Source organism: Vibrio cincinnatiensis DSM 19608 (assembly GCF_900167345.1).
In the GTDB taxonomy this organism is placed as follows: Bacteria; Pseudomonadota; Gammaproteobacteria; order Enterobacterales; family Vibrionaceae; genus Vibrio; species Vibrio cincinnatiensis.
The window spans coordinates 221,921-246,428 of record NZ_FUXB01000004.1 but is presented as its reverse complement, the minus strand read 5'-3'; the positions used below and the strand labels follow the sequence as shown (position 1 = coordinate 246,428).

23 protein-coding genes are annotated in these 24,508 nt (G+C 44.5%); 17 read left to right on the top strand and 6 right to left on the bottom strand.

The window, feature by feature from the left end:
- The first annotated feature begins 8 nt into the window (after positions 1 to 8).
- From B5D54_RS05380 to B5D54_RS05325, 12 genes are all read left to right on the top strand, one after another.
- A complete protein-coding gene (locus B5D54_RS05380; RefSeq protein ID WP_078925547.1) occupies positions 9 to 518 on the top strand; it encodes an OmpH family outer membrane protein in 510 nt (169 codons plus the stop codon).
- 18 nt (positions 519 to 536) lie between these two features.
- Entirely contained in the window at positions 537 to 1,571 is a 1,035-nt protein-coding gene (gene lpxD, locus B5D54_RS05375; RefSeq protein ID WP_078925452.1) for a UDP-3-O-(3-hydroxymyristoyl)glucosamine N-acyltransferase, read from the top strand.
- 152 nt (positions 1,572 to 1,723) lie between these two features.
- Complete coding sequence (fabZ, locus tag B5D54_RS05370; protein WP_172459893.1) at positions 1,724 to 2,155, top strand: 3-hydroxyacyl-ACP dehydratase FabZ; 432 nt, start codon at positions 1,724 to 1,726, stop codon at positions 2,153 to 2,155.
- A gap of 1 nt (position 2,156) precedes the next feature.
- Positions 2,157 to 2,945 carry an acyl-ACP--UDP-N-acetylglucosamine O-acyltransferase gene (gene lpxA / locus B5D54_RS05365; RefSeq protein ID WP_078925450.1) on the top strand — a complete coding sequence of 263 codons (789 nt, stop codon included), beginning with the start codon at positions 2,157 to 2,159 and terminating at the stop codon, positions 2,943 to 2,945.
- Positions 2,946 to 3,047: 102 nt separating this feature from the next.
- Positions 3,048 to 4,190 carry a lipid-A-disaccharide synthase gene (lpxB, locus tag B5D54_RS05360; protein ID WP_078925449.1) on the top strand — a complete coding sequence of 381 codons (1,143 nt, stop codon included), beginning with the start codon at positions 3,048 to 3,050 and terminating at the stop codon, positions 4,188 to 4,190.
- Positions 4,191 to 4,195: 5 nt separating this feature from the next.
- Positions 4,196 to 4,816, top strand: coding sequence for a ribonuclease HII (gene rnhB / locus B5D54_RS05355; RefSeq protein WP_078925448.1), 621 nt, complete (start codon positions 4,196 to 4,198; stop codon positions 4,814 to 4,816).
- Between the two features lie 94 nt (positions 4,817 to 4,910).
- Entirely contained in the window at positions 4,911 to 8,390 is a 3,480-nt protein-coding gene (dnaE, locus tag B5D54_RS05350) for a DNA polymerase III subunit alpha (RefSeq protein ID WP_078925447.1), read from the top strand.
- A gap of 45 nt (positions 8,391 to 8,435) precedes the next feature.
- Positions 8,436 to 9,395 carry an acetyl-CoA carboxylase carboxyl transferase subunit alpha gene (gene accA, locus B5D54_RS05345; RefSeq protein ID WP_078925446.1) on the top strand — a complete coding sequence of 320 codons (960 nt, stop codon included), beginning with the start codon at positions 8,436 to 8,438 and terminating at the stop codon, positions 9,393 to 9,395.
- Positions 9,396 to 9,495: 100 nt separating this feature from the next.
- Positions 9,496 to 10,797, top strand: coding sequence for a tRNA lysidine(34) synthetase TilS (tilS, locus tag B5D54_RS05340; protein ID WP_078925445.1), 1,302 nt, complete (start codon positions 9,496 to 9,498; stop codon positions 10,795 to 10,797).
- 89 nt (positions 10,798 to 10,886) lie between these two features.
- Positions 10,887 to 11,174 carry a c-type cytochrome gene (locus tag B5D54_RS05335; protein WP_407834914.1) on the top strand — a complete coding sequence of 96 codons (288 nt, stop codon included), beginning with the start codon at positions 10,887 to 10,889 and terminating at the stop codon, positions 11,172 to 11,174.
- 156 nt (positions 11,175 to 11,330) lie between these two features.
- Complete coding sequence (gene glnB, locus B5D54_RS05330) at positions 11,331 to 11,669, top strand: nitrogen regulatory protein P-II (protein ID WP_078925443.1); 339 nt, start codon at positions 11,331 to 11,333, stop codon at positions 11,667 to 11,669.
- Positions 11,670 to 11,744: 75 nt separating this feature from the next.
- The gene (locus B5D54_RS05325; RefSeq protein WP_078925442.1) at positions 11,745 to 12,599 is read left to right on the top strand and encodes an endonuclease/exonuclease/phosphatase family protein; all 855 of its coding nucleotides are present in this window, start codon (positions 11,745 to 11,747) and stop codon (positions 12,597 to 12,599) included.
- Between the two features lie 9 nt (positions 12,600 to 12,608).
- Here B5D54_RS05325 and B5D54_RS05320 read toward each other — a convergent pair whose 3' ends face one another.
- Positions 12,609 to 14,180 (bottom strand): LysM peptidoglycan-binding domain-containing protein, encoded by a 1,572-nt coding sequence (locus tag B5D54_RS05320; RefSeq protein WP_078925441.1) that lies wholly within the window; start codon positions 14,178 to 14,180, stop codon positions 12,609 to 12,611.
- Positions 14,181 to 14,252: 72 nt separating this feature from the next.
- Positions 14,253 to 15,011: a hydroxyacylglutathione hydrolase gene (gloB, locus tag B5D54_RS05315; RefSeq protein ID WP_078925440.1), complete on the bottom strand. Its 759-nt coding sequence runs from the start codon at positions 15,009 to 15,011 to the stop codon at positions 14,253 to 14,255.
- Between the two features lie 37 nt (positions 15,012 to 15,048).
- Between gloB and B5D54_RS05310 the strand changes: the two genes are divergently transcribed.
- On the top strand, positions 15,049 to 15,780 hold the full coding sequence (locus B5D54_RS05310) for a class I SAM-dependent methyltransferase (protein ID WP_078925439.1): 732 nt from the start codon (positions 15,049 to 15,051) through the stop codon (positions 15,778 to 15,780).
- A 21-nt stretch (positions 15,781 to 15,801) separates the two neighbouring features.
- Here B5D54_RS05310 and rnhA read toward each other — a convergent pair whose 3' ends face one another.
- Entirely contained in the window at positions 15,802 to 16,263 is a 462-nt protein-coding gene (gene rnhA / locus B5D54_RS05305) for a ribonuclease HI (RefSeq protein ID WP_078925438.1), read from the bottom strand.
- A 56-nt stretch (positions 16,264 to 16,319) separates the two neighbouring features.
- On the opposite strand from rnhA, the gene dnaQ reads away from it, so the two are divergent.
- Together dnaQ and B5D54_RS05295 are read left to right on the top strand one after the other, a co-directional pair.
- The gene (dnaQ, locus tag B5D54_RS05300) at positions 16,320 to 17,060 is read left to right on the top strand and encodes a DNA polymerase III subunit epsilon (protein WP_078925437.1); all 741 of its coding nucleotides are present in this window, start codon (positions 16,320 to 16,322) and stop codon (positions 17,058 to 17,060) included.
- Between the two features lie 8 nt (positions 17,061 to 17,068).
- Complete coding sequence (locus tag B5D54_RS05295; RefSeq protein WP_078925436.1) at positions 17,069 to 18,319, top strand: TIGR03503 family protein; 1,251 nt, start codon at positions 17,069 to 17,071, stop codon at positions 18,317 to 18,319.
- A gap of 95 nt (positions 18,320 to 18,414) precedes the next feature.
- Here the strand turns inward: B5D54_RS05295 and fadE are convergent, their stop codons facing one another.
- A complete protein-coding gene (gene fadE / locus B5D54_RS05290; protein WP_078925435.1) occupies positions 18,415 to 20,859 on the bottom strand; it encodes an acyl-CoA dehydrogenase FadE in 2,445 nt (814 codons plus the stop codon).
- A gap of 300 nt (positions 20,860 to 21,159) precedes the next feature.
- Here fadE and lpcA point away from each other — a divergent pair, with 300 nt between their 5' ends.
- A complete protein-coding gene (gene lpcA, locus B5D54_RS05285; protein ID WP_078925434.1) occupies positions 21,160 to 21,735 on the top strand; it encodes a D-sedoheptulose 7-phosphate isomerase in 576 nt (191 codons plus the stop codon).
- A 70-nt stretch (positions 21,736 to 21,805) separates the two neighbouring features.
- Positions 21,806 to 22,636 carry a class II glutamine amidotransferase gene (locus B5D54_RS05280; protein WP_078925433.1) on the top strand — a complete coding sequence of 277 codons (831 nt, stop codon included), beginning with the start codon at positions 21,806 to 21,808 and terminating at the stop codon, positions 22,634 to 22,636.
- 71 nt (positions 22,637 to 22,707) lie between these two features.
- Here the strand turns inward: B5D54_RS05280 and purN are convergent, their stop codons facing one another.
- Both purN and purM read right to left on the bottom strand, forming a co-directional pair.
- Positions 22,708 to 23,346, bottom strand: a complete 639-nt coding sequence (purN, locus tag B5D54_RS05275) for a phosphoribosylglycinamide formyltransferase (protein ID WP_078925432.1) — start codon at positions 23,344 to 23,346, stop codon at positions 22,708 to 22,710.
- Between the two features lie 3 nt (positions 23,347 to 23,349).
- Positions 23,350 to 24,390 (bottom strand): phosphoribosylformylglycinamidine cyclo-ligase, encoded by a 1,041-nt coding sequence (gene purM, locus B5D54_RS05270; protein ID WP_078925431.1) that lies wholly within the window; start codon positions 24,388 to 24,390, stop codon positions 23,350 to 23,352.
- Positions 24,391 to 24,508 lie beyond the last annotated feature (118 nt).

Below are 24,508 nucleotides of genomic sequence, written 5' to 3'. Positions count from 1 at the left end.
AAAATATGTTGAAAAATACTATCAAAGCAGCCAGTGTTAGCCTTATTGTTCTTAGCTCAGCGTTATTTGCTCAGGCTGCTGATGCGGCACAAAAAATCGGTTTTATTAACACCGCACAAGTGTTCCAAGCTCTACCTCAGCGTGAAGTGGTTCTTCAGCAAATGCAGGAAGAATTCAAAGATAAAGCCGCGGAACTGCAAAGTTTGCAAGCTCAGGCTAAAACCATGATCGAAAGATTAAGACGTGATTCTGAATTAATGAGCCAAGATGATGTGGATAAATTGCGTATTGAAATTGGCCAATTAGACAGTACGTACAAAATTAAAGCTCAAGCGTTAGAGCAAGCTTCTGCTCGTCGTGAAGCTGAAGAGAAACAGCGATTGTTTAAAATCATCCAAGATGCGGTACAAAAAGTGGCTGAAAAAGAAGGCTATGACATCATTGTGGATGTGAGCGCAATGCAATATGGAAAAGCGCAATACAATATTTCAGAAAAAGTAATTCAAGCAATTAAATAACAATAATTTTTTAAGACTATGAAAACACTGACTTTAGCCGATTTGGCAACCATTACTGGGGGAACGTTGCATGGTGATGCTGATGCAACAGTAAGCGCGGTTGCCCCTATGGATCGAGCACGAGAAGGGAATGTCACCTTTCTTTCGAATTCTAAATACAGCAAACATCTCGCTCAGTGCCAAGCTACCATTATTATGGTGAAAGAGTCTGAACGTGAATTATGCCCATCCAATGTACTTGTGGTTGCCGACCCCTATGTGGCTTTTGCTAAGGTTGCTCAAGCATTGGATAGTACGCCGTTACCCGCTGCCGAAGGTATTGCTGCCAGTGCTGTTGTGGCGGACGATGTGATGCTCGGTCAACATGTTTCTATTGGTGCCAATGCGGTGATTGAATCAGGGGTTGTGCTTGGCGATCATGTAGTCATTGGTGCAGGCTGTTTTGTAGGTAAAAATGCCCAATTAGGTGAACAGACTAAACTATGGGCGAATGTAACGATTTATCATGGCGTTCAAATTGGTAGTCATTGTTTAATTCAGTCAGGTACGGTGATTGGTGCCGATGGATTTGGTTATGCGAATGAACGTGGTGAGTGGATAAAAATTCCACAACTGGGTTCTGTTCGTATTGGCAATCGAGTAGAAATCGGGGCCTGTACCACCATTGATCGTGGTGCGCTTGATGACACTGTGATTGAAGATAATGTCATCATCGATAACCAACTACAAATCGCGCATAATGTACACATCGGATATGGTACAGCAATGGCGGGTGGTACAGTCGTTGCAGGCAGTACTCAAATTGGTAAATACTGCATTATTGGCGGTGCGTCTGTTCTTAATGGCCACATCCGGATCGCTGATGGTGTGACCATTACTGGAATGGGAATGGTGATGCGCAGTATCGAAGAAAAGGGCATGTATTCTTCCGGTATTCCATTGCAAACGAATAAAGAGTGGCGAAAAACGGCGACTCGTGTTCATCGAATTGATGAAATGAATAAGCGGCTAAAAGCGGTTGAAAAGCAACTAGAGCAAAAAGTAGACCGTTAATTTTTGCTGTTTTTCTAAAAAGGCTCGCAATGTGCGAGTCTTTTTCGCCTATAATGCGCCAAGACGAATTTGCTCCACCGATAAAGGTTTGGAGCTCAACCATTTAATCTATTTTAAATAGGAATATGACTTTGACTACTGAAAAGAAAATGATGGATATCACTGAAATTCAGAAGCTTCTTCCGCACCGTTACCCTTTTTTATTGATTGACCGAGTGACCGATTATGAAGAAGGAAAGTATCTTGTCGGACTCAAGAATGTGTCAGTGAATGAACCTCAGTTTACGGGTCATTTCCCTCAGTTTCCCGTTTTCCCTGGCGTGCTTATTCTAGAAGCCATGGCTCAAGCTACCGGACTGTTAGCGTTTAAAACGTTCGGTGCACCTAAAGAAAATGAGCTGTACTATTTTGCCAGTATTGATAATGCGAAGTTCCGTAAACCCGTTGGCCCTGGCGATCAACTGATCATTGAAGTTGAATTTCTAAAAGAACGTCGTGGAATCGCCTTATTTAACGGTGTTGCTAAAGTGGATGGCGGCATTGTTTGTTCCGCTGAATTGAAATGTGCACGCAGAGAGTTTTAAGATGATTCATCCAACGGCACAAATCCACCCAACTGCGGTGGTGGAAGAAGGCGCTATTATTGGTGCTAAGGTAAAAATTGGTCCATTTTGCTATGTCGACAGTAAAGTCGAAATTGGCGATGGAACAGAGCTGCTGTCTCATGTGGTGGTAAAAGGGCCAACTAAAATTGGTCAAGATAATCGTATTTTTCAGTTCGCTTCGATTGGTGAAGCGTGTCAGGATTTGAAATATGCGGGTGAAGATACACAATTGGTGATTGGTGATCGCAATACCATTCGTGAAAGTGTCACCATGCACCGTGGAACCATACAAGATCAAGGTATTACTACTGTGGGTAGTGATAACTTGTTTATGATCAATGCTCACGTTGCCCATGACTGTGTCGTGGGAGATCGTTGTATTTTTGCCAACAACGCCACCCTCGCAGGGCATGTTAAAGTGGGTAACCAAGCGATTATTGGTGGCATGTCTGCCATTCATCAGTTCTGCCAAATTGGGGATCACTGCATGCTGGGTGGGGGCTCTATCGTGGTTCAAGACGTTCCTCCTTATGTTATGGCACAAGGTAACCATTGCGCACCATTTGGTATCAATGTTGAAGGGCTGAAACGTCGTGGTTTTGAAAAAGCGGAGATTCATGCGATTCGCCGAGCTTATAAATCTCTGTATCGTAGCGGAATTAGCTTGGAAGAGGCCAAAGTTGAAATTAGCAAAGAAGTGGATGAATTTCCTGCTGTGAAAATTTTCCTTACTTTCTTGGAAAATTCAACGCGTGGGATCATTCGCTAGTTTTTTCAACGAGTATTTCTCATCTATTAGCTGAAAAAGATCGCCTCGGTTCGGCGATCTTTTGTCTTTTAAGGCAGAGCAAATCTGCAAGAGGAGTGAAGCGTGAAACAACAGCCATTGCGTATCGGTATTGTCGCAGGTGAACTTTCAGGGGATACTTTGGGGGAAGGTTTTATTAAAGCCATAAAGACCCATTATCCTGACGCTGAATTTGTTGGTATCGGTGGTCCAAAAATGATCGCGCAAGGCTGTCAATCCTTGTTTGACATGGAAGAGCTGGCCGTGATGGGCTTGGTCGAGGTCTTAGGGCGGTTACCGAGGTTATTGAAAGTAAAAGCTGAGTTGGTGCGATTTTTTACCGATAACCCTCCTGATGTTTTCGTGGGGATTGATGCGCCGGATTTTAATCTGCGTCTTGAATTAGATCTTAAAAAATCAGGGATAAAAACGGTCCATTATGTGAGCCCTTCTGTGTGGGCTTGGCGGCAAAAGCGCATTGTTAATATTGAGGCTGCAACTCATTTGGTGCTGGCGTTTCTTCCTTTTGAGAAAGCGTTTTATGACAAATTTAATGTGCCGTGTGAATTTATTGGTCATACGCTGGCCGATAGTATACCGATGCAGCCGGATAAACAGGCCGCGCAGCAATTATTAGGGTTAAGCCAAGATAAACGCTGGCTGGCGGTGTTGCCGGGTAGCCGTGGCGGTGAAATGAAGTTATTAGCAGAACCCTTCATTAGAACTTGTCAGCGTTTACACCAAGATGATCCTGAGCTTGGATTTGTTGTTGCCCTCGTTAATTCCCATCGCCGTGAACAGTTTGAGGCCGTGTGGCAGAAGGTCGCGCCTGAATTGCACTTTGTTTTGGTGGATGACACGGCTCGCAATGTCATTACAGCGGCTGATGTTGTCCTACTAGCTTCAGGGACCGTTGCCTTAGAGTGTATGTTGCTCAAACGCCCGATGGTGGTGGGGTATAAAGTGAATGCCATTACGGCATTTCTAGCCAGACGTTTATTAAAAACGCCTTATGTTTCACTGCCCAATATTTTAGCTGGGGAAGAACTGGTTAAAGAGTTACTACAAGAAGAGTGTACGGTTGATAATTTATACCAAGCGGTTTATCCGCTATTACACAGTGACAATCAAGCGTTGATTGATAAGTTTACCGAGATGCATCACTGGATTCGAAAAGGAGCCGATGAACAGGCTGCTCAGGCGGTGCTTTCACTGATAGATAAATAAAAATCATGACAGAGAAAAAAGAGAAAGATCTGGGGCCTTTTGAGATGCCAGCCGGATATTCCTTGATTGCCGGAGTGGATGAAGTTGGACGTGGGCCTCTGGTTGGCGATGTGGTGACTGCGGCAGTCATCCTTGATCCGAACCAACCTATTGCGGGCTTAACGGATTCAAAAAAACTATCAGAGAAAAAGCGTTTAGCGCTTTTCCCTGAAATTCAGCAAAAAGCGCTGGCTTGGTCTATTGGCCGTTGTTCGGCACAGGAAATTGACCAACTGAATATTTTCCAAGCCACCATGCTTGCCATGCAAAGAGCCGTTGCTGGCTTAGCCATTCAGCCGGATTTGGTTCTGATTGATGGCAATAAAGTTCCCACATTACTCATGGAAGCTCAAGCCGTGGTTAAAGGTGACTTGCGTGTTGCTCAAATCAGCGCAGCATCAATTATTGCGAAAGTGGTGCGTGACCAAGAAATGGAAGCGCTTGATAAAATTTATCCCCAATTTGGTTTTGCACAGCACAAAGGCTATCCCACCAAAGCGCATTTTGCAGCCATTGAACAGTATGGGGTGATAGAGCAACATCGCCGCAGCTTTGCGCCCGTAAAACGGGCATTAGGGTTACGGTAACCCTAATGCTGTCTATGATGGTTTAACGTCGATCCGCTTTAACGTAGAATAGCGCCATTGCACGACCTAACCCTAGCATCTAGGATTTTATTGAATGTCAGACCCAAAGTTTATCCACTTACGTATTCATAGTGATTTTTCCATGATGGATGGTTTATCCAAAGTCCCGCCTTTGGTTAAACAAGTGGCAGCAATGGGAATGCCAGCCATGGCGCTGACGGATTTCACGAACCTTTGCGGGTTAGTGAAATATTATGGTACAGCGCACAGTTGTGGTGTAAAGCCGATTGTTGGAGCGGATTTCACCTTACGTTCAGAGGAGTTTGGTGAGGAGCTAACCAAACTCACTATTCTTGCTAAAGATAATCTTGGCTATAAAAATTTAACACTGCTTATATCTGAAGCTTATCTTCGGGGGCATATTCAGCATCAACCCGTTATTGATAAAGCGTGGTTGGTTAAATATGGTCAAGGGCTTATCATCCTTTCAGGGGGAAAAAACGGAGAAATAGGCCAAGCTTTACTGAAAGGAAACCAAGCCTTAGTTGAAAAATGCGTTGAATTTTATCAGACACATTTTGCTGATAATTTTTATTTAGAACTGATCCGAACAGGCCGATCTGATGAAGAAAGTTATCTTCATTTTGCTTTAGAATTGGCTGAGCAAACTCAGTTGCCCGTCGTGGCGACTAATGAAGTTGTCTTTTTAAAGCCAGAACAATTTGATGCCCATGAAATTCGTGTAGCCATACATGATGGCTACACCCTTGAAGATCCTCGCCGCCCGAAAAACTACAGCCCACAACAATACTTGCGAACAGAGCAAGAGATGTGCGAGCTATTTAGTGATATTCCAGAAGCGCTAGAAAATAGTGTGGAAATAGCCAAGCGCTGCAACGTTACTGTGCGTTTGGGGGAATACTTTCTACCGAATTTCCCAACCGATGGCTTACCCATTGAAGAGTTTTTGGTGAAAAAGTCCAAAGAAGGGTTAGAAGATCGTCTGGAATTTCTTTTTCCTGATCCGGTGGTACGAGCGGAACGGCGACCTGAATATGATGAACGGCTGGATATTGAACTTCAGGTTATCAACCAGATGGGGTTTCCGGGCTATTTCTTGATCGTTATGGAGTTTATCCAGTGGTCGAAGGATAACGATATTCCAGTTGGTCCGGGGCGAGGTTCGGGTGCCGGGTCTTTAGTGGCTTATGCACTAAAAATTACTGATCTTGATCCATTAGAATATGATCTGCTTTTTGAACGTTTCTTAAACCCCGAACGTGTTTCGATGCCCGACTTTGACGTTGACTTCTGTATGGATAAACGGGATCGAGTCATTGACCATGTGGCGGATATGTATGGCCGTGATGCGGTTTCTCAGATCATTACATTCGGTACGATGGCGGCAAAAGCCGTGATTCGGGATGTTGGTCGAGTACTGGGACATCCTTTTGGCTTTGTCGATCGTATCTCTAAACTGGTTCCGCCGGATCCCGGGATGACACTGGAAAAAGCCTTTAAAGCTGAGCCGGCACTGCAAGAGCTCTATGATGCGGATGAAGAAGTCAAAGAGCTCATCGATAAGTGCCGAATTTTGGAAGGCTGTACCCGAAATGCAGGTAAACACGCGGGAGGGGTAGTTATTTCCCCTACGGCTATTACTGATTTTGCTCCCCTCTATTGCGATGCTGAAGGTCAGCATCCGGTGACTCAGTTTGATAAAAATGACGTTGAGTACGCAGGGCTCGTCAAGTTTGACTTTTTGGGGTTACGAACGTTAACCATTATCGATTGGGCTTTAGGGCTGATTAACCCTCGTCGTGAAAAAAGAGGGGAACCCCCCGTTCGCATTGAATCGATTCCTCTGGCGGACCCCGCATCTTTCCGTCTTTTACAAAATTCAGAAACCACCGCGGTATTTCAGTTGGAATCTCGCGGGATGAAAGATCTGATTAAACGTCTGCAACCTGACTGTTTTGAAGATATCATCGCTTTGGTGGCGCTTTTCCGTCCGGGGCCATTACAGTCGGGGATGGTGGATAACTTTATTGACCGTAAGCATGGTCGAGAAGCCATTTCCTACCCAGATGAGAAGTGGCAACACGAGTCATTGAAAGAGATATTAGAGCCGACGTACGGCATTATTCTCTATCAAGAACAAGTGATGCAGATAGCTCAGGTGCTGGCAGGCTATACTCTGGGCGGTGCAGATATGCTTCGCCGAGCCATGGGTAAGAAAAAGCCAGAAGAGATGGCCAAGCAACGTGCCGTATTTAAAGAAGGTGCGGAAAACAATGGCGTTGACGGCGAACTGGCCATGAAAATCTTTGACTTGGTAGAGAAATTTGCCGGGTATGGATTTAACAAATCGCACTCTGCGGCTTATGCTTTGGTTTCCTATCAGACTTTATGGCTAAAAACACACTATCCGGCTGAATTTATGGCCGCAGTCATGACCGCGGATATGGATAACACGGAAAAAGTGGTGGGGCTGGTGGATGAATGCCATCGAATGGGGTTAAAAGTGCTTCCTCCAGACATTAACTCAGGGCTATACCGTTTTAACGTGGATGATTCCGGGGCGATAGTTTATGGTATCGGTGCGATAAAAGGTGTGGGTGAAGGCCCGATTGAAGCCATTTTAGAATCACGAAATCAAGATGGGTATTTTAAAGACTTATTTGATTTTTGTGCGCGAATTGATTTAAAAAAGGTCAATAAGCGAGTCATTGAAAAATTGATTTTAGCGGGCGCTTTGGATCATTTAGGGCCACACCGTGCTGCATTAATGGCTTCAGTGGATGACGCGGTGAAAGCGGCCAGCCAGCATCACCAAGCAGAAGCGTTTGGCCAAGCGGATATGTTTGGTGTATTAACGGATGCTCCGGAAGAAGTCGAACGAAAATACATTCAAGTCCCCCCTTGGCCAGAGAAAGTCTGGTTGGAGGGAGAAAGGGAAACACTGGGTCTATACTTAACGGGTCACCCGATTAATCAATGCCTTAAAGAGCTGAGTAAGTACACAAGTTGCCGATTAAACGATGCAACGCCAACGCGACGGGATCAATCATTAACGGTGGCTGGCCTTGTGATTGCAGCGCGGGTGATGACGACCAAACGGGGCAGTCGGATCGGGCTTATGACTTTAGATGATCGATCTGGACGAATGGAAGTTATGCTCTATTCTGATGCATTAGATCGGTATGCAGAATTGCTAGAAAAGGATAAAATTCTGGTGGTTTCTGGACAGGTCAGCTTTGATGACTTCAATGGTGGCCTTAAAATGTCGGCGCGAGAAGTCATGGACTTGGGTAGCGCACGTGAAAAATATGCCCGTGGCTTATCCATTGCGATTGAACAATCTCAAATCGATGAGCGATTTTTTGAGCGCTTTAGTCAAATCTTAGAGCCTCACCGAGCAGGTACGGTGCCTGTCAAGGTATACTACCAGCGGTCAGATGCTAGGGTGCGTTTGACGTTAGGTACAGAGTGGCGAGTAACGCCCAACGATACATTACTAGATGAATTACAACAGTTGCTTGGCAAAGACCAAGTAGAACTCGAATTTAACTAAAATTCAGCTGCGCAATTGACGAGCTGAGTAAAAAAGGATCGGTAGATGAGCCTAAATTTTCTAGATTTTGAAAAACCCATTGTAGAACTTGAAGCAAAAATTCAGGCACTACGTGATGTCTCTCGTCACGGTGGCAGTTCGTCCGTAGATCTTGAAAAAGAGATTGAACAGCTAGAAAAGAAAAGTTTAGAGCTGAAAAAGAAAATTTTTAGTGATCTTGGCGCATGGCAAGTGGCACAGATGGCCCGTCATCCGCAGCGTCCCTATACTCTGGATTACATCAATAATATGTTCACCGAGTTTGATGAGCTGGCCGGAGATCGCGCCTATGCGGATGATAAAGCGATTGTCGGTGGCATTGCCCGCTTAGATGATCGCCCAGTTATGGTTATTGGTCACCAAAAAGGTCGTGAAACGAGAGAAAAAGTGAGACGTAATTTCGGTATGCCTAAACCCGAGGGGTATCGTAAAGCATTGCGTTTAATGCAAATGGCTGAGCGCTTTAATATGCCGATCATCACTTTTATTGATACGGCAGGGGCTTATCCTGGTGTCGGTGCTGAAGAGCGTGGGCAGTCAGAAGCGATCGCTAAAAACCTGAAAGTGATGTCAGGTTTAACCGTTCCCGTTATCTGTAACGTGGTCGGTGAAGGTGGCTCTGGTGGTGCGTTAGCTATCGGTGTTGGGGATTATGTCAACATGTTGCAATACTCCACGTATTCGGTTATCTCTCCTGAAGGATGTGCCTCTATTTTGTGGCGTGATGCAGATAAAGCCCCACAAGCGGCAGAAGCGATGGGGCTGGTGGCTCCTCGTTTAAAAGAGCTCTCTTTGATTGATGAAGTGATTGAAGAGCCACTAGGTGGCGCTCATCGTGATCACGTGCAAATGGCAAAGAACCTGAAAACGATGTTATTACGTCAGCTTTCAGAGTTAGAAGCCTTAGATCAAGAAGCGCTGCTGGAGCGTCGTTATCAGCGTTTGATGAATTATGGTTATTGTTAACGAGCAATACCAAAAAAGGGGCTGGAGATAATCCAGCCCCTTTGGGTTTTTAGGCTCAAGCGGTACACTGGCCTTTATTTATCAAATCAGCTCAAGAATTATGATGGATTTGTACAGTCACTTTTGTCAGCAGTTACGTGAGAGATCGGTTGAGCATCCCGTTTTAGCCTTAAGTGGGGGGGTGGATTCTCGAGTATTACTGCATTTACTTGCTCATTATCACCAACAGTATTCTATCCCTGTCCGAGCAGTACATGTTCACCATGGTTTGAGTATCAATGCCAATCATTGGGTAGAACAGTGTCAACATTGGTGTGATGAATACCAAATTCCTCTGTCTGTTGAGCATGTCTCTCTTGACACGAACAGCGGCGAGAGTATTGAACAACTAGCCCGAGAGGCTCGTTATGCTGTGCTTTCTCAACATATCCAAACACACGAGACCTTACTACTGGGCCATCATGCTGATGATCAATTAGAAACCTTCCTACTTGCGTTAAAGCGAGGAAGTGGCCCTAAAGGATTATCCGCTATGGCGGTTTGGGCTTCTTTTAGCCAAGGGCATTTGCTACGCCCACTGTTACATGTGCCTAGGCAAGTGATTGAATCTTTTGCCAGCCAGCAGCTGCTACAATGGGTGAATGATGAAAGTAACCAAGATGTGCGTTATGAACGCAATTTTTTGCGTCATCGAGTAACGCCCATTCTTTGTGAACGCTGGCCAACCATCCATCAAGCGGTACAACGGAGTGCCGAGCTTTGTGCAGAGCAAGAAGCGGTCATTCATGAGTTACTTGTAAACTTGCTTGCTTCTGCAATCAGCGAACAAGGGGGATTATCCATTTCCCAGCTACAACCGTGTAGTGAAGTGATCAGACGGCAATTAATTCGTCACTGGTTAGCGCAGCAAGGGGTAGTCATGCCCAGCCGGTTGCATACAGAGATGATTTGGCAGCAAGTGGCACTCGCGGAATCATCAGCAAATCCCAAACTGCAATTGAAAGAGTATCAAATACGTCGATTTGATGGTGAGCTTTTTTGTGTGGCCTCCGTAGGGGATATTCGTCACTGGCATCAAGACATTCAGCTCAATCGGCCTCTTATCTTACCAGATCAACTTGGTCGGTTAACGTTATCAACCTGTCAGACCGGCCATATTCTATTACCTAAACAACCGGATGCGTTTTGGGTCTCGTTTAACCCTGAAGGGTTATCTGCTTGTCCTGTTGGACGTGCAGGATCTCGAAAATTAAAAAAACTGTTTCAGGAATATCGCATTCCAAGTTGGCAACGTCGTCGATTACCTATTTTAATGTATAAAGAAAGAGTTGTTGCGATAGCCAGCCTATTTGTGGATCGTGATTTTTCTGGCCAAGAGTGTGAGTTGGTGTGGGAGAGATAAGTTTTTAAGATACACAATTAATGATAACCTGATGGAATAGATGGCATAAATAAGGTTAGTGAATGAATAAAAGATTAGTTGGGATATTGATGATGGGAACCCTATTTAGCAGCCCGCTCTTGGCTGCTGGAGATGCTGTGGCCGGAAAAGCCAAATCGGCTATCTGCGCTACTTGTCATGGTGCTGATGGTATTGCGGTTATCCCCGGTTATCCCAGTTTAAAAGGGCAAAATGAACAATACTTAATCAGCTCGATGAAAGCTTATAAAAATAAACAGCGTACTGGTGGATTGGCCGTGGTGATGCAAGCACAGTCTATGATGTTGAGCGATCAAGATATTGCTGATCTTGCGGCTTATTATGCCAATCTAAAGTAGTGGTAACTTGTCGATTTACCTAACCATCGCTTGGGCTTTTTATTGATTGTTTATATCGTCTAGCTGATAATACCCGCTATCATCTGCTCGGTTCAGAAAACTTTGATTCGATCAGCAAAGAAAAATCAGTAACAAAAACACGTTTAAGGGATGAACATGAAAAAGATCGAGGCCATTATTAAACCATTTAAACTCGATGATGTCCGTGAAGCGCTGGCTGAAGTGGGAATTACCGGAATGACGGTTTCTGAAGTCAAAGGATTTGGACGGCAGAAGGGTCATACGGAGCTGTATCGCGGTGCTGAATACATGGTGGATTTCTTGCCCAAAGTGAAGTTGGAAATTGTCGTGACCGAAGATGTTGCCGACCAATGTGTGGATACGATTATTGAGACGGCACAAACCGGTAAAATTGGTGACGGTAAAATCTTTATCAGTGAGATTGAACGCGTGGTTCGTATTCGAACTGGTGAGGAAGATGAAGACGCGATTTAATCATTTTTTAAGAAGATAGGGGAGCGGCTTGTTCCTTTATCTTCTTATTCGCATTGATGGTCACGGGTTTTTATAATGAAAAAACGCTACCTACTCTTATTCCCCTTCATTGCCATTATTGCAACCCTTTCTATTTTCCATGCGATTTTTACTGTACCGGAACAACCTCAACTTTTCACTATTGGACAAGATGCTCAAGGGCGGGATTTGGTCTGTTACCAAAATTCACATTCATTCCCCCTTGATCATGATGGTCAGTTGAATATTTTGGTATGGAACATTTACAAACAAAAACGGAGTGATTGGGAGAGCGAGCTAACCCGATACAGTCAACAAGCTCAACTATTGTTATTGCAAGAAGCCAATATGACCGATGCATTACGTAATTGGATTGCCCAGCAAGCATGGGATGGCGCTTATGTCGATGCTTTTCGTGTGTTTGGGGAAGCTTCCGGTGTGCTTAACTTAGGGAGTGTTATGCCGAGTTTTGCTTGTGCTTATACGAAAAAAGAGCCTTTGTTAAGATTGCCGAAATCAGGGATTTATGCACACTACCCATTAAGTAATGGCCAACAGTTAGCCGTTGTTAACCTACATGCAGTGAATTTTACTTATGGTTCAAAGGCCTACTTGGAACAACTGGAAGCTCTACTTAAGGCTTTGCGTCAGCATCATGGTCCCATTATTGTGGCCGGGGATTTTAATAGTTGGAGTCAAGAGCGAGTTTCGGTGCTTAAGTCTGCGCTGTTAGCCATTCAGTTACAAGAGGTGGTTTTTTCTGAAGATCATAGAGTGAAATTTCTTACAGGGCTTCCTCTTGATCATGTCTTTTATAAAGGGCTTGAACTAGAAAGAGCAATAGCGCCCGAATCGAGCGCTTCTGATCATAACCCACTATTGGTTTCTTTTCGTTTATTGAATGCTCAATAAAATAAAGGGTTAAACACTGACTTTAGTCACATCAACGTACAGTTTGATTTGCTGTCCCGGTTGTAAGTATTTTTGATTGGAAAGATCATTCCATTTTACAATATCATTGGTGTTCACTTTGAAACGTGAAGCAATATCGCTTAATGTATCACCGCTTCGTACTTGGTAAAATACGGTACGAATAATGGCGCCATCCGTGCTTTTTTTCCAAATAACGATTTTTTGGCCTACTCGCAATGTATCTCTTGGCCCCATTCCATTCCATTTTGCCAAAGATTGGTAAGAGACATTATGAGCCTTTGCTATTGTCCATAAACTCTCACCACTTTTAACCGTATGGTTAAGCTTATACTGCCCACGGGCTAAGGATTGAGTCTTTTCTAAGCGGTTGTTTGCACTAAGTGCATAGGCTTTATCATCACTGACTGAGGTAGGAATCATCAAATATTGGCCAACTCGTATCGTGTGTCCGGTGAGATTATTAGCGGTTTGGATAACTTGAGTTGTTGTATTGTGTTGCCTAGCGATAACACTCAGACTATCACCACTTTTAACGTGGTAGCGAACTAATTTCATTCCCTTACCACGGTTTGTTTCTACTTGCTGGGTAAAGGATTCGACTCGGTCGATTGGAATCAAAAATTGGTGAGGCCCCTCAGGTGCCGTTGCCCACTGATTATAGGCGGGATTATAGCTTTGTAACTCTTTAACGGAGATGCCTGCATAATTAGCCGCAATGGCTAAATCTAACTGTTCTTTGGGATCCACTAAGGCCAGAACGGGTTGATTGGCGATCATCGGTACAGTAATGCCATACTTTTCTTGATTGGCAATAATATCGGCGAGGGCTAACAATTTAGGGACATAGCCACTGGTCTCTTTGGGAAGATCTAACGAGAAAAAGTCGGTTTCTTTACCTAACCGAGTATTTTTACGAATCGCACTCGAAACACGCCCCCCCCCACTGTTATAGGCCGCAATGGCGAGATACCAGTCTCCATCAAAACGAGCATTCAGGCGAGTCAAATACTCTAAAGCGGCATCGGTGGCTGCGACGACATCCCGTCGGCCGTCGTACCAAAAATCTTGTGTTAAGCCAAACATTTTCCCTGTTGCTGGAACAAATTGCCATAACCCAGCGGCGCTTCCATGAGAATAGGCAAATGGGTCAAAAGCACTTTCGACAATGGGTAATAGGGCGAGCTCTAAAGGTAAGTTACGTTGCTCAATTTTTTCCGTAATCAAATAAAGGAAAGGTTCTGCACGTCTAGCAACGGTTGATAAGTGTTGAGGATGTTTGAGGTACCAAGTGCGATAGTAATCCACACTTGGATCATCGGCGATAGGTAAGCTAAGCTGCATAGCAATACGTTGCCAAACATCCTCTTGCTCTTGAGGTGTTAAGACTTTGGGTTGGACAACCGGTGGCTTACTCATGGCAGTAGACGATGTCGTTTTGCTTACAATCTTTGTTTCTGAGATTGAGGCATGATGAGATTCGGCACTGAGATCATTGTCATGCTGGGCAACCTGACATCCTGCTAATAGCAGTACCATTACCCAGCTAAATTGTACTCGCATGTAAAACAGCCTTTCTATAAATTGGCTGCTGATAATACTTGTCGTATGAATCTGATGACAAGCAACAATTCGTTAAAATTCGTTTTTCCACTCACGTAATGCAGTAAAAATAGCTAATGGATCACTTTGTTGCGTGCGATTAGCGACGGATTTCATCACACTGGGAGCGTCAGTTCGTAAGAAAGGATTGATCCATTTTTCTCGGCGTAAGGTGGTAGGTAGGGTTGATTGACCTTGTGCTCTCAAGCGAATCACTTCATCTCGATAAATTTGTAACTGTTCATTATCGGGTTCGACGGCCATGGCAAAGGCGACATTGCTTGCTGTGTATTCATGTGCACAATAAATTTCGGTTTCTCCCGGTAGTGCTTGTAACTTGCTGAGTGAGGTAAACATTTGCTCCATAGTCCCTTCAAATACCCGACCACAACCTGCGGAAAAAAGAACATCGCCACAAAAGAGTTTGCTATCACCAATGTAGCCAATGTGACCAAGGGTATGACCAGGTAGGTCTAAAATCATAAATCGTTCATCAAACAATTCGATTTGATCGCCACCTTGAACGGGGTGGGTAACGGTTGGAATCGGTTCTTGGGTGGGGCCGACTACATTCACATTGGGATATTGATGAACCAGCTCAGCGACACCACCGATGTGATCATGATGATGGTGGGTAATGAGAATGGCTTCTAAGGTGAGTTCATGTTCGGTGAGATAACTCAATACGGGAGCCGCATCACCGGGGTCGACCACGGCACAACGATGATCGCTATTTTCAATCAGCCAGATGTAATTATCGTTAAATGCGGGTATGCTTTTGATGTGTAACATGAGTTGTCTCCGGTCACTTGGGTAAAGCGATTTAGCTATGAAACCAGCATGCAGTCAAAAAAAAATAGAGATCCCTCACTCTTGGTCGCAATTGAAAAACGGCCAGTGGGTTTGTGAATCGATTCAAACCCGAATGGATGAGTGGTGCCCTAAACTTTTCGGTTACCACATGCTAAAACTGGGTGGTTTGAGCTGTGAATTATCGAGTGGCAATTGCAATATTCAACACCAAGTTCACCTCGATATCCAGAACCCTTTGCATAGTTTGATCGCGGATGCTTATGATTTACCCTTTCTTGAAAAAAGTATTGATGTCACGATTCTCGCCCATCAGCTGGATTATTGTGACGATCCGCACCGTATTTTACGTGAAGTAGACCGAGTCTTGATTGATGATGGCTACTTAATTATTACCGGCTTTAATCCCATTAGTTTGACTGGTTTCGCAAGTTTAATGCCTTGGCGCAAGCATAATCTCCCTTGGAGCGGCCACATGTATACTCCTAATCGAATTAAAGATTGGCTGAGTGTTCTTAACTATCAGGTAATTGAGTGCGATCAATATGCGCTCTTTCCTATGCAAAAATACCGCACTTGGTGGACATGGTTAGAAAATGCGTTAGGTGGCTGGGCAAGTCCGGCGGGAAGTCTCTATTTTATTGTGGCACGCAAACGGACTTATCCTTTAAAACCGATTAAACCCCACTGGAACCTTAAGCGGCGTTTTTCTCCCGTTGGATTTAATTATCGTATTAAATCCTCAGAGTAGTGATTGACGAAATCGATGCCATTAAGGCTGATAGCCATGATCCTCTTCGGTGGGATTCTCTGCCGCTGTTCTAGCCAGTTCATCACACATTTCATTTTCTCTATGGCCGGCATGGCCTTTAACCCATCGCCATTCAACATGATGGCGGGCGGTTTCTTTATCTAACCTCTGCCAGAGATCGGCATTTTTTACCGGTTTTTTATCGGCCGTTTTCCAGCCTCGTTGCTTCCAGTTATGGATCCACTGAGTAATGCCTTGGCGTACATATTGGCTATCTGTCGTTAAAATGACCTCGCAAGGCTCTTTTAGTGTTTGTAGGGCCACTACGGCGGCCAACATCTCCATTCGGTTATTGGTCGTTAGCCGATAACCTTTTGATAAGGTTTTCTCTACTTGTTTATAACGCAGCACAACGCCATACCCCCCAGGGCCAGGATTGCCTAAACAAGAACCGTCAGTGAAAATTTCCACCTGTTTCTTCATGATTTGATACTATTGGGTTACGCACACCATTGGCATAGTCTGACATAGATATCCTTATGAATACTAGCAACAATTCTAACTACGATCGTATTGTGGTTCTGGATACCGAAACCACCGGTATGAACTTTGAAGGGGGCCCTCACTATGAAGGGCATCGAATTATTGAAATCGGCGCGGTGGAGATCATCAATCGCAAGCTGACTGGGCGACACTTTCATGTTTATTTAAAACCCGATCGAGATATTCAGCCTCAAGCTATCGAAGTTCATGGGATTACTGATGAATTTCTTATTGATAAGCCTGAATACAAAGATGTTCATCAGGAGTTTTTGGACTTTATTAAAGGCGCTGAGTTGGTGGCCCATAACGCGCCCTTCGACGTGGGGTTTATGGACTATGAATTTGGTAAATTAGGCTCAGCAATCGGTAAAACGGAGCAGTATTGTAAAATCACCGATACGCTGGCGATGGCGAAGAAAATCTTCCCAGGCAAACGTAACAATTTGGATATATTATGTGAACGGTATGGCATAGATAACTCTCACCGAACATTGCACGGGGCATTGCTTGATGCGGAGATCTTAGCTGATGTCTACCTATTAATGACGGGGGGGCAAACCTCCTTACAGTTTTCAGCAGGCAATCAAAATGGTGAGCAAGGGAGTAATACCATTAAACGAGTGACGGGGGAGCGTAAAAAGCTCAAAGTTTTACGAGCATCGGCCGATGAACTACAGGCACACCAAGATCGTTTGGATGTCGTTGAAAAAAAAGGTGTTTGCCTCTGGCGTCAGTAGGAGAAATTATGTGGCGGATAGGAATAGCGATATTAGGGTGGCTATTAAGCGTTAATGTGCTGGCAAGTAATGAGTCTGTGATGTCATTGCTGGATAATCGCTTTCGTGTCGATTCGACCATTTCACAAATTACGTTTGTTATTTATCGAGAAAAAAACTCTCAGCCCGTGGTATTAGTGAGGCCGGATGGTACGAAATATTATGCGAGACATCATCCAGACAACGTTCGTTGGTATGAAGAGCCGTCAATGGATATAGTGTCGATTGATCAGCCAATGCCCGGACCTTGGCAAGCAGTGGGTAAGGTTTCGCCTAAAAATAATATCAGGCTTATTTCTCACTTACAGATGGTCAGCGATGTTTTACCTTCCCGTTTATATCAAGGTGAGGAAATAAAATTTACGGCTCGCTTGCTCTCTGATGGAAAACCCCTGTTACTTAGAGATTTTCTAGACAGGGTGAATTTAACCGTTACTTTCACAAAATACGTTGAAAATGAACAAACGGTGAGTGAAAACGTCCGCCCTTTACCGATAGAAGTGGGTGTTTTTTCTGATGACGGACGAGGGTTGGATGAAAAACCGGGAGATGGGGTTTTCACTGTAGCACTTCCTATCACATTAGAACCGGATAAATATCGTGTGAGAATCACTTCAGGGAATGGCGTCTTTCTACGTGCGCAGGAGCAAGAAGTATTAGTGTATCCTTCACCAATCACGACGACTTTCATCCAATCCCGCTCAGAAAATCAACCACATCAAGTCATATTTAGTGGTGAAAGTGGCATGATTCAACCCGGCTCTCTGGCAGGGCAAGTCACGCATAAAGGGGCCTATCAAGAACCTTTTTTAACGCAAGCTCAGGCTGATGAGCAATCACTTAGCTTAAATTTCTCAATTCCCAATAGTGGTGAGTATGGTCATTACTCTTGGCATGGAATGTTGTACGCAACGGATTTAGGAACGAAAAGGCCACTCATTTTTCCTATTAAAGAGCGGACTTACAGTGTAGTGAGTGAAATCGATCTCTCTACCACTCGTCGTATGCAAGAAGCCGAATTGGAAAATTTACGACGATTGCAGCAAGAACAATTAATTATTCAAATGCGTGAAGAATCACGAAAGAAAGCTTTGATTTACATTGTGCTAGGAAATGTTGCTGTCATTCTTTTCATTTTGATTGGCTGGTTTATTCATCGTAAATTGAAGGCCAAAGCTGCAGCAACCCCAGAATTACAGCTTAATGTCCCGAAAAAGTAACCTTCATTTGAAAAGGCTTTTTTGACTAATAAAGAAGAAAAGGAGGCTTGGCCTCCTTTTCTGTTACCTCCTCTCACTGAACGTTTTCAGGGCTGTTAGGCTACTTCTTCCAGCTTCGGACGTGGTTTTTTTGCCGCGAGTGCTTGTGGAGCAAAATCATCTACGTTGATGGTATATAGGCGATGAGCTTCTGCTTCCGTGAGCAATTGTGCTTCCTGCTCAGTCAGTATTTTTTTCTCTAAACCCAGTTTTGCCCGCTCATCCAAGTGAGTAAAGGGATAGCGTTGACCGAGAGTCTGACACAGCTTAGTGAAAATGGGCTCTGCTTGTAGAATAACGTCAAGCGCTTGTTCTATTTTGCCTACTGGATTGTGTTCCGTTGCTGCTAAATATTGGTGACGCCCTAACCGAGTTCGGGTGGCGCTCGGTGTTTGAATAATTTGGGCAACTTGGCTATCGAGCTTATCGTTAGGGGCTTTTCGCACTCGGCCAAATGGCATGAGAAGTACTCGTAATAGTTTTCCAAGCACCGGGTTTGGGAAGTTAGCAAGGAATTCATCAATCGCCACTTCTGTCTGTTTTAAGCTGTCTTGCAGCCCCCAATGTACTAACGGTAAGTCTTCTTCGGGGCAGCCGTCATTATCGAAACGTTTAAGCGTTGCGGAACTTAGGTAAAGTTGGCTAAGAATATCGCCCAACCGTGCCGATAAGCGTTCTTTTCGTTTAAGAGATCCACCCAGTACAGCCATGGAAATATCGGCCAGCAAGGCTAGGTTTGCACTATAGCGGTTAAGTTTTTGGTAGTAACGTTTGGTGGCATCATGAGTAGGGGAAGAAGACCCATAACCATCGGTGAGGCCAAGCCAAATACTACGTACAAGATTACTGAGGGTAAAGCTAATATGGCCAGCCAATGCTTGATCGAACTGTTCAAGCGCCCCAGATTGCTCAGAGTGAGCCGCCGCCATTTCATCGAGAACATAAGGGTGGCAGCGAATCGCACCTTGTCCAAAGATAATCATTGAGCGAGTGAGGATGTTTGCACCTTCTACAGTAATAGCAATGGGAGAACCTTGATAGCCTCTGGCTAAGAAGTTAGCTGGCCCTAAACAGATACCTTTACCACCCACAATATCCATGGCATCGATAATGGCGCGCTGTCCTCGGTGGGTACAGTGATATTTGACAATGGCTGAAATAACCGAAGGTTTTTCACCTAAATCAATGGCGGCAACCGTTAAATTGCTGGCTGCATCCATAACATAAGCATTACCGGCTAAACGCGCTAGTGGTTCTTCTATGCCTTCCATCTGGCCGATTGGTTGCTTAAATTGGCGACGAATGCGAGCATAAGCACCGGTAGCTAAAGCTGCGGTTTTAATTCCCCCTGTTGAGTTGGATGGCAAGGTGATTCCTCGTCCAACTGAAAGGCATTCCACTAACATGCGCCAGCCTTGTCCGGCCATTTTGGCTCCACCGATAATAAAATCTAAGGGAACAAATAGATCATTGGCTTGGGTTGGACCATTTTGAAAAGGAACATTCAGTGGAAAGTGGCGATTGCCGATTTCAACCCCTGCTAAGTCGGTTGGAATCAAAGCGCAAGTGATGCCGATGTCGGGGGTATCTCCTAATAAGCCGTCGGGATCTTGCAGTTTAAAGGCCAAACCTAATACTGTGGCAACAGGGGCGAGGGTGATATAGCGCTTGTTCCACGTGAGACGCATTCCCAGTACTTCCTTCCCTTCCCACTCTCCTTTACAGACAATCCCAAAGTCAGGGATAGAGCCTGCATCTGATCCTGCTTCTGGGCTCGTTAAGGCAAAACAAGGTATTTCTTTCCCTTCTGCTAAACGTGGCAAATAGTAATTTTTTTGCTCTTCGGTTCCATAATGCTGTAGCAATTCTCCTGGCCCCAATGAATTTGGAACGCCAACGGTGGATGAAAGAACACCGGAAACCCCTGTTAATTTCTGTAATACCAAAGATTGGGCATAGGCTGAAAATTCTAAGCCGCCATATTTTTTCTTAATAATCATGGCAAAGAATTTATTATCTTTAAGATATTGCCACACTTCTGGGGGTAAATCGGCCAGTTCATGAGTGACTTGATAGTCATTGACCATGGCACAGACTTCGTTGACTGGTCCATCCAGAAAAGCTTGTTCTTCTGCACTTAAGGTTGGTGCTTTTATGGTTTTTAATTGTTGCCAGTTTGGCTTGCCTTTAAAGAGTTCAGCTTCCCACCAGACGGTGCCTGCATCCAAAGCCTCTTTTTCCGTTTGTGACATAGCGGGAAGCACTTTTTTAAACATCGTCAGTGCTTTACTGCTGATTAGATTTTGCCGTACTGAGGGAACGATAAACACAACGATAGCGGCAAGGTATAAAGCCCAAGCAAAGAATCCGACCCGCCCCGTTATTGATAGCGTTAACATCGTTAACGTTAGTAAAACTAAAGCGGTGAAAAGAGAGGTTCGATGGTACAAGCATGCGCTTAGCACCACAAAAAAAATCAATAGAGAGAGCAAGATTTCCATAATTATTTTCCTTATCCAGACAACAGGGTTCTCTGATTTAAAAGTGGTCTAACCAGTCTGATTGTAATTAAAAGATTAATGGAATGTAAAATGTAATATTGTCTAAAAAGTGTCCTGGGTGAAAAGAAAACACAAAAATGTGCTGCATACGCCAATTTTATCGAGAAAAAATCAGGTTAATTGACTAATTTGTGGGGGTGTTGCTATCGACAGAGCGAATCGTTTGGGTAAACTCAATTGCGTGTAAGTTTTCTTATGAGAAAACTTTTCTGCCAGCAGAATAACTAAGAGACGAGACCTATGTACCAGGATTTGATTAAACGTGAACTGACGGAAGCGGCGGAAGTGCTGAATGCATTTTTAGCAGATGAGCAGAATATTACCAATATTGAAGCCGCAGCAAAAATGATTGCCAATTCTTTTAAACAAGGGGGAAAGGTCCTTTCTTGTGGTAATGGTGGGTCACATTGTGACGCGATGCATTTTGCCGAAGAGTTGACGGGGCGCTATCGTGAAAACCGCCCGGGTTATCCGGGAATTGCCATTTCTGATCCCAGCCATCTTTCTTGTGTCAGTAACGATTTTGGTTACGATTACGTGTTTTCGCGTTATGTTGAAGCCGTCGGTAGCCAAGGTGACGTTCTCTTCGGCCTTTCGACTTCGGGTAACTCAGGAAATATTTTAAAAGCGATTGAAGCCGCTCAGGCAAAAGGGATGAAAACCATCGCCTTGACCGGAAAAGATGGTGGCAAAATGGCGGGGTTAGCGGATGTCGAGATTCGCGTTCCTCACTTTGGTTATGCAGATCGTATTCAAGAAGTCCATATTAAAATCATCCATATTATTATTCAGTTAATTGAAAAAGAGATGGCATAAACAGGGTGGGCTGACCGTTTATGTTGGCCCTCCGTTAGTGAGATGGTTTAAAGAAGGAGTTGTTTAAACCATGTGTGAATTACTCGGAATGAGTGCCAATGTACCAACTGATATCTGTTTTAGTTTTACGGGGTTGATGCAGCGAGGCGGAAGAACCGGCCCTCACCGAGATGGTTGGGGTATTACCTTTTATGAAGGGCGTGGTTTTCGGACTTTTAAAGACCCGGCCCCCAGTTGTCAGTCACAAATTGCTCAACTGGTGCAAAATTATCCGATCAAAAGCTGTGCGGTGATCAGCCATATTCGTCAAGCGAATCGTGGTGGCGTGAGTTTAGAAAATACACACCCTTTTACGCGTGAATTATGGGGGCGTTACTGGACCTTTGCCCATAATGGTCAACTTGTTGATTACCAACATCTCACTCAAGGTCGTCATCGTCCGGTCGGACAAACGGACAGTGAAGCGGCTTTTTGTTGGTTACTGGATAAGTTAGAACAGCGTTACCCTGCTATCCCTCATAATATGCAGGATGTTTTTTACTATGTGAGCCAGCTTTGTGATGAGTTACGTAATAAAGGGGTATTCAACATGCTGCTTTCCGATGGCGACTACGTGATGAGCTACTGCACGAATCATCTTTATTGGATCACCCGTCGAGCCCCATTTGGCCATGCGGCATTGATTGATGAGGATGTGGAAGTGAACTTCCAAGAAGAAACCACCCCCAACGATGTGGTATCCGTGATTGCGACTCAGCCATTAACCGGTAATGAAACTTGGCAACGAATGAAGCCGGGAGAGTTTAATTTGTTTTATTTAGGTGAGCGAATTGCAACGAATGTTGAGCAATTGAAAGCGGTGGCTTTTGCTGCTCCGAAGCCGGGTAATCAAGCCCCTTAAGCTGAACTTTAATCAATCAAATAAAAAGGGTAGCAGAGCTACCCTTTTTATTTGATTGATACTACGGCCTATTATTGGTCGGCATAACCATGGATCCCCAGAGGTTCTCCATCTAAAAAGGCTTTGCCTTGCTTCATGGCTAAACGCTCTTCCACAAACCACTGCACTACTAACGGATAAATACGATACTCTTGAGTTTGCACTCTCTCTGTTAGTGTTTCAACCGTATCCTCATCAAAAATGGGCACTTTTGCTTGAAGAATGACAGGGCCACCATCCAATTGTTCTGTCACAAAATGGACACTAGTGCCATGTTCTTCATCCCCAGCATGGATGGCTCTTTGATAGGTATTAAGGCCTGGATACTTAGGTAATAGTGATGGGTGAATATTGATCATGCGTCCTAAATAGTGGCGAACAAAATCACTACTGAGAATTCGCATGTAGCCAGCCAAAACGATCAAGTCCGGTTTGTATTCATCGATATGCTTCATTAATGCTTCATCAAAAGCATCACGAGTCTCATAAGCTTTAGGATCAACAAAATGCGCTGCTGCTCCTGCTTTTTTGGCTCGTTCTAAAGCATACGCTGTTGCTTTGTTCGAAAAAACGGCCGTTACTTTGCCACCATGTTTACTTGTCTCACAGGCATCAATGATCGCTTGTAAATTGGAACCATTCCCTGAAACTAAAACAACAATACTTTTCATGAATTATTTGATCTCTACTTGCTCTTCATTGGCTTGTGCCGACGCTATTTCACCGATAACCCACGCGCTTTCGCCTTCTCGCTGTAACAGTTCGACGGCTGCTTGTGCTTGATCTTGCGGTAGGGCAATAATCAGACCGACGCCACAGTTGAAGGTGCGATACATTTCTCGTGTTGCCACATTTCCTTTCTGTTGTAGCCAAGTGAAAATGGCAGGCCATTGCCAACTGTTGCCATCAATGACAGCTTTTGTCCCTTCAGGTAACACGCGAGGGATGTTTTCCCAGAAACCCCCGCCAGTAATGTGCGAAATGGCGTGAATATCGTGTTCAGCAATCAGTTTTAATCCTGATTTGATATAGATTTTGGTTGGTTCTAATAGGTGTTCGCCAATGGTTTTACCTTCCAGCATTTCGCTTTTATCGGCACCGGACACTTCCAGAATCTTACGAACCAGAGAGTAACCATTTGAGTGCGGACCGCTAGAACCGACAGCGATCAGAGCATCTCCCGCTGCCACTTTGCTACCGTCGATGATGTCTTCTTTTTCTACCACACCGACACAAAAACCCGCGACATCATAGTCTTCGCCTTCGTACATTCCGGGCATTTCTGCGGTTTCGCCGCCAATCAGAGCACAGCCCGCTTGAACACAGCCGTCAGCAATGCCAGAGACTACATCTGCTGCTGTCTCTACGTCTAGTTTACCCGTGGCATAATAATCAAGGAAAAAGAGCGGTTCTGCACCTTGCACAATTAAGTCGTTCACACACATAGCGACTAAATCAATCCCAATGGTGTCATGCTTTTTCATATCCAAAGCCAGTCGTAACTTGGTTCCGACTCCATCGGTTCCTGATACGAGAACGGGCTGCTTATATTTGGTTGGGAGTTCGCATAAGGCACCAAAGCCACCAATACCACCCATGACTTCAGGGCGACGAGTACGCTTTACTGCACCTTTAATTCGTTCAACAAGCGCATTGCCTGCATCGATATCTACGCCAGCATCTTTGTAGCTAAGAGAAGTGTTGTTACCGCTCACGGGGAAAGTCCTCGATCTAGTTGGATATGAAAACGAGGCTATTCTACAGGGCTTAAAACAAAAAGGAAAACGTTTGCGTCAGATTTTTTATCGAGATTTTAGGTCGGAAAATCGCAAG